Origin of the sequence: Caulobacter sp. D5, from assembly GCF_003185805.1 — a bacterium.
Taxonomy (GTDB): domain Bacteria; phylum Pseudomonadota; class Alphaproteobacteria; order Caulobacterales; family Caulobacteraceae; genus Caulobacter.
Genome location: NZ_QHJY01000464.1, coordinates 1 through 3174, shown reverse-complemented (window position 1 = coordinate 3174; position 3174 = coordinate 1). Strand labels below are relative to the sequence as shown.

Annotated in this window: 2 protein-coding genes and 1 pseudogene; all 3 read right to left on the bottom strand. The window is 71.2% G+C overall.

Annotation, left to right across the window (positions count from 1 at the left end; translation table 11 throughout):
• Positions 1-294 (bottom strand): annotated as a pseudogene (locus tag DMC18_RS23655) (hemolysin D); the annotation flags it as partial.
• Positions 291-2090 carry a type I secretion system permease/ATPase gene (locus DMC18_RS23650; RefSeq protein WP_110133370.1) on the bottom strand — a complete coding sequence of 600 codons (1800 nt, stop codon included), beginning with the start codon at positions 2088-2090 and terminating at the stop codon, positions 291-293. The gene DMC18_RS23650 and the pseudogene DMC18_RS23655, both read right to left, overlap by 4 nt.
• Positions 2087-3174, bottom strand: a 1088-nt coding sequence (locus DMC18_RS23645; protein ID WP_199232623.1) for a hypothetical protein, incomplete at its 5' end; no start/stop codon positions are given. The genes DMC18_RS23645 and DMC18_RS23650, both read right to left, overlap by 4 nt.

Genomic DNA, 3174 nt, shown 5'->3' with positions numbered 1-3174 from the left:
CACCTGGCCCTGGCTGACCTTGTCGCCCTCCTGCACCCGCAGGGCCGAGATCACCCCGCCCTCGCGATGCTGCACCGCCTGGCGGCTGCCCGAGACCACGACGACGCCTTGCGCATAAGCCCCCGCGTCGAGCGGCGCGAAGGCCGCCCAGCCCATGAAGCCGACGAAGAACAGGCCGGCGGCGGCGAGGCCTACGCGGAGCTCCCAGTGGGGGCCGTCGGTGGGGCCGTCTTCCTTGTAGGCGTCGACCGTGGTCAGAGCTCGGTCTTTTCTGACGGCGAGCGCGGCGGTCATGGCGCGCCCCCGGTCACCCGCAGGTCGGGCGGCGCGTTAGCCGGCCGGGGCAGGCCGGCGACCCGGGCCTCCAGGGCCTGCAGCACCTCGCGGCGCGGGCCGTAGAGATCCATGGCGCCGTCACGCAGCACCAGCAGCTTGTCGGCCACGCCCAGGATGTTGAGGCGGTGGGCGATGACCACCAGGGCCGCCCCCCTCGCCTTCTGGGCCGCGATCGCGTGCTCCAGCGCCGTCTCGCCCTCGAAGTCGAGATTGGAGTTGGGCTCGTCGAGCACGAACACCTGGGGTCCGCCGTAGAGGGCCCGGGCCAGGGCCAGGCGCTGGGCCTGGCCGGCCGACACCCCCGCCCCGCCCGGTCCCAGAGGCGTGTCGTAGGCCTGGGGCAGGCGCAGGATCATCTCGTGCGCGCCGGCCGCGGTCGCCGCCGCCACCGCCCGCTCGTCGATCTCGCGCGGGTCGGTCTCGGTGATGCTGGCGAAGCGGGCGATGTTCTCCTTCACCGTGCCGGCGAACAGGCCGCAGTTCTGCGGCAGGTAGCCGATGTGGGCGGCGAGACGCTCGGACTGCCAGTCGGAAAGGTCCGCGCCGTCGATGCGCACGCAGCCCTGGTCGGGCGTCAGGGCGCCGACCAGCACCCTGGCCAGGGTGGTCTTGCCCGCGCCGCTGGGACCGACGACGCCGATGATCTCGCCGGGATTGAGGTCGAAGGAGACGCCGCGCAGGATCATGCCCGCGCCGTCGGGGGCGCGGACGCCGGCCTGCTCGGCCCGCAGCCGGCCCTTGGGCTCGGGCAGGCGCGTGCGGACCGGCGCGGCCGGAGCGCGCTCGAACAGGTCGACCAGGGTGCGAAGGCCGTCGCGCGCCTGGATCACGCTTCTCCAGGCCCCGACGATCTGCTCGACGGGCGCCAGGCTGCGGCTCAGCAGGATCGAGGCGGCGATCACGCCGCCGGCCGAGATCTCGTGGCGCACGGCCAGCCAGGCGCCGGTCCCCAGCGCCAGGGATTGCAGGCTCAGGCGCAGGAAGCGGATCAGGCCGGTATAGACCCCGCCGGTGAACTGGGCGTCGGCCTGCAGGCCGACGGCGGCGCGGCGATCGAGCAACTGGCGCACGATCAGGGGCTCGCGCATGCCCAGGGCCTTGACCAGCCCGCCCTGGCTGGCGATCGCCTCCTGCGTGGCGTAGGCCTCGGCCGAGGCCTGGTTCAGGGCCTCGAGCTTGGTGCGCGTGGCCTGCTCGTTGAGGATGGCCAGGATCAGCAGGACCCCCGCCCCGATCACCGAGATGACGCCCAGCAGCGGGTGCAGGACGAAGCAGAGCGTCAGGTAGATCGGGGTCCAGGGAGCGTCGAGCATCGCCGTGGCCGCGGGACCGGAGACGACGTTGCGGAAGGCGTCGAACTCGCGCATGGCCTGGCGCAGCCGCGGCCCGGAGTCCGGACCAAGACCGCCGGTCAGACGGGTCAACACCTCTGGGGCCAGCTGGCGGTCGAGGCGCAGGCCAAGACGCACCAGGATGCGCTGGCGAAGGCTGTCGAGCACGGCCAGGGTGGCCAGGGCGAAGACGACCGCCACGGTCAGAAACGCCAACGACAGGAGCCCGCCGGTGGGCAGGACCCTGTCGTAGATCTGCAGCATGTAGAGGGTCGGCGCCAGGTAGAGGATGTTGACCAGGGCGCTGAAGCCGGCGGCGATCAGCAGATGCCGCCGGCAGGTTCCCAATGCGCCGGCCAGCGGCTCGGGAAGGGCGCGCCGCCCCGAGCCTCCCGCCCTGCCCTCGCCGCCCCGCCCGCTCATGCGAGGGCGTCCTCGTGGAAGCGGGTCAGCATGGTGGTGAACAGGAGATCGTCGCCGCTGCCGGCGAAGACCACGCCGCCGATCGAGCCGTGGTTGTTGTACTCGTCGAGCGCCGTGTGAAGCGCCGCGCCCGATCCTTGCCAGGCCGCGCTGTTCTGCTTGATCGCCTGACCGTTGAAGTCGGCGACGCCGTCATGATTGGCGTCGGCGTACTGCTGCAGCCAGTCGATGGCCTTGTTCATCTTGTAGGCGGGGCTTCCCGGGTCGAGCGGATCGCCGGTGGCGTTGCCGGCCTCGAAGTTCAGCCAGGCGGCGATGACGTCGCGACCCAGGACGTAGCGGGCGTCCTGCGAAGGCTTCTGCGAGGCGTCGATGACCTTCAGCGCCAGGGCCAGCGACATCTTGAGGGTGTCCTCTCCGACGTCGGTGGTCCCGTTGCCGTTGTAGTCGCCCAGCAGGATGTAGCGTTCCTCCTTGTTGCTGCTGCCCGGGTCGGGGCCGTCGGTGATGCCGTTGTTGAAGGCCAGCAGTTCGCCGTCGGGGAAATCAGGCCCGGACTTGGTTTCGTTGCCCACCGTGCCGTCCCAGAAGGTGAGGCCGTTGGGCGACAGCCAGAACCCGGGGGTGCGGGTGCCGACCGTGTCGATCAGCCCGTAGTAGTAGGCCAGGTCGTGGTCGCTGACCGGACCGCCGGAGTAGCTGCCCGAAGCGGTGGCGTCGTTGACGTGCTGGCCGGCGGTCCAGGAGGCGGAGATCTGGAACTCGGTGCTGGCGCCGACCCCCAGGGTTCCCAGCGCCCGCGCCGTGCCCGCCGCCGCGCCGTTCAGGTCGAACACGGAGTCAGTCACCGAGGCGTTGGTCAGGGTGACGTTGCCGGTGTTGGCGACCACGAACTTGAACATGACGTTGGCGCCGGAGGTGGCGATCGGCCCCATCGGGTTGTCCGCGTCGTCCCAGGTCGCGCCGCCGTCGATCGAGACGTACTTCTCGATGTCGATGCTCGCTCTCTGCAGCACAGGCACGGTGGCGTCGTCGGTGTCGGGGCCGGTCTGGTTGGAGTCGGCCGTGGCCGTGTTCTCCAGTT

Bases quoted from the DNA above. Each gene is read 5' to 3' on its own strand.
- DMC18_RS23650 (WP_110133370.1), bottom strand. From the start codon at position 2,090: ATGAGCGGGCGGGGCGGCGAGGGCAGGGCGGGAGGCTCGGGGCGGCGC.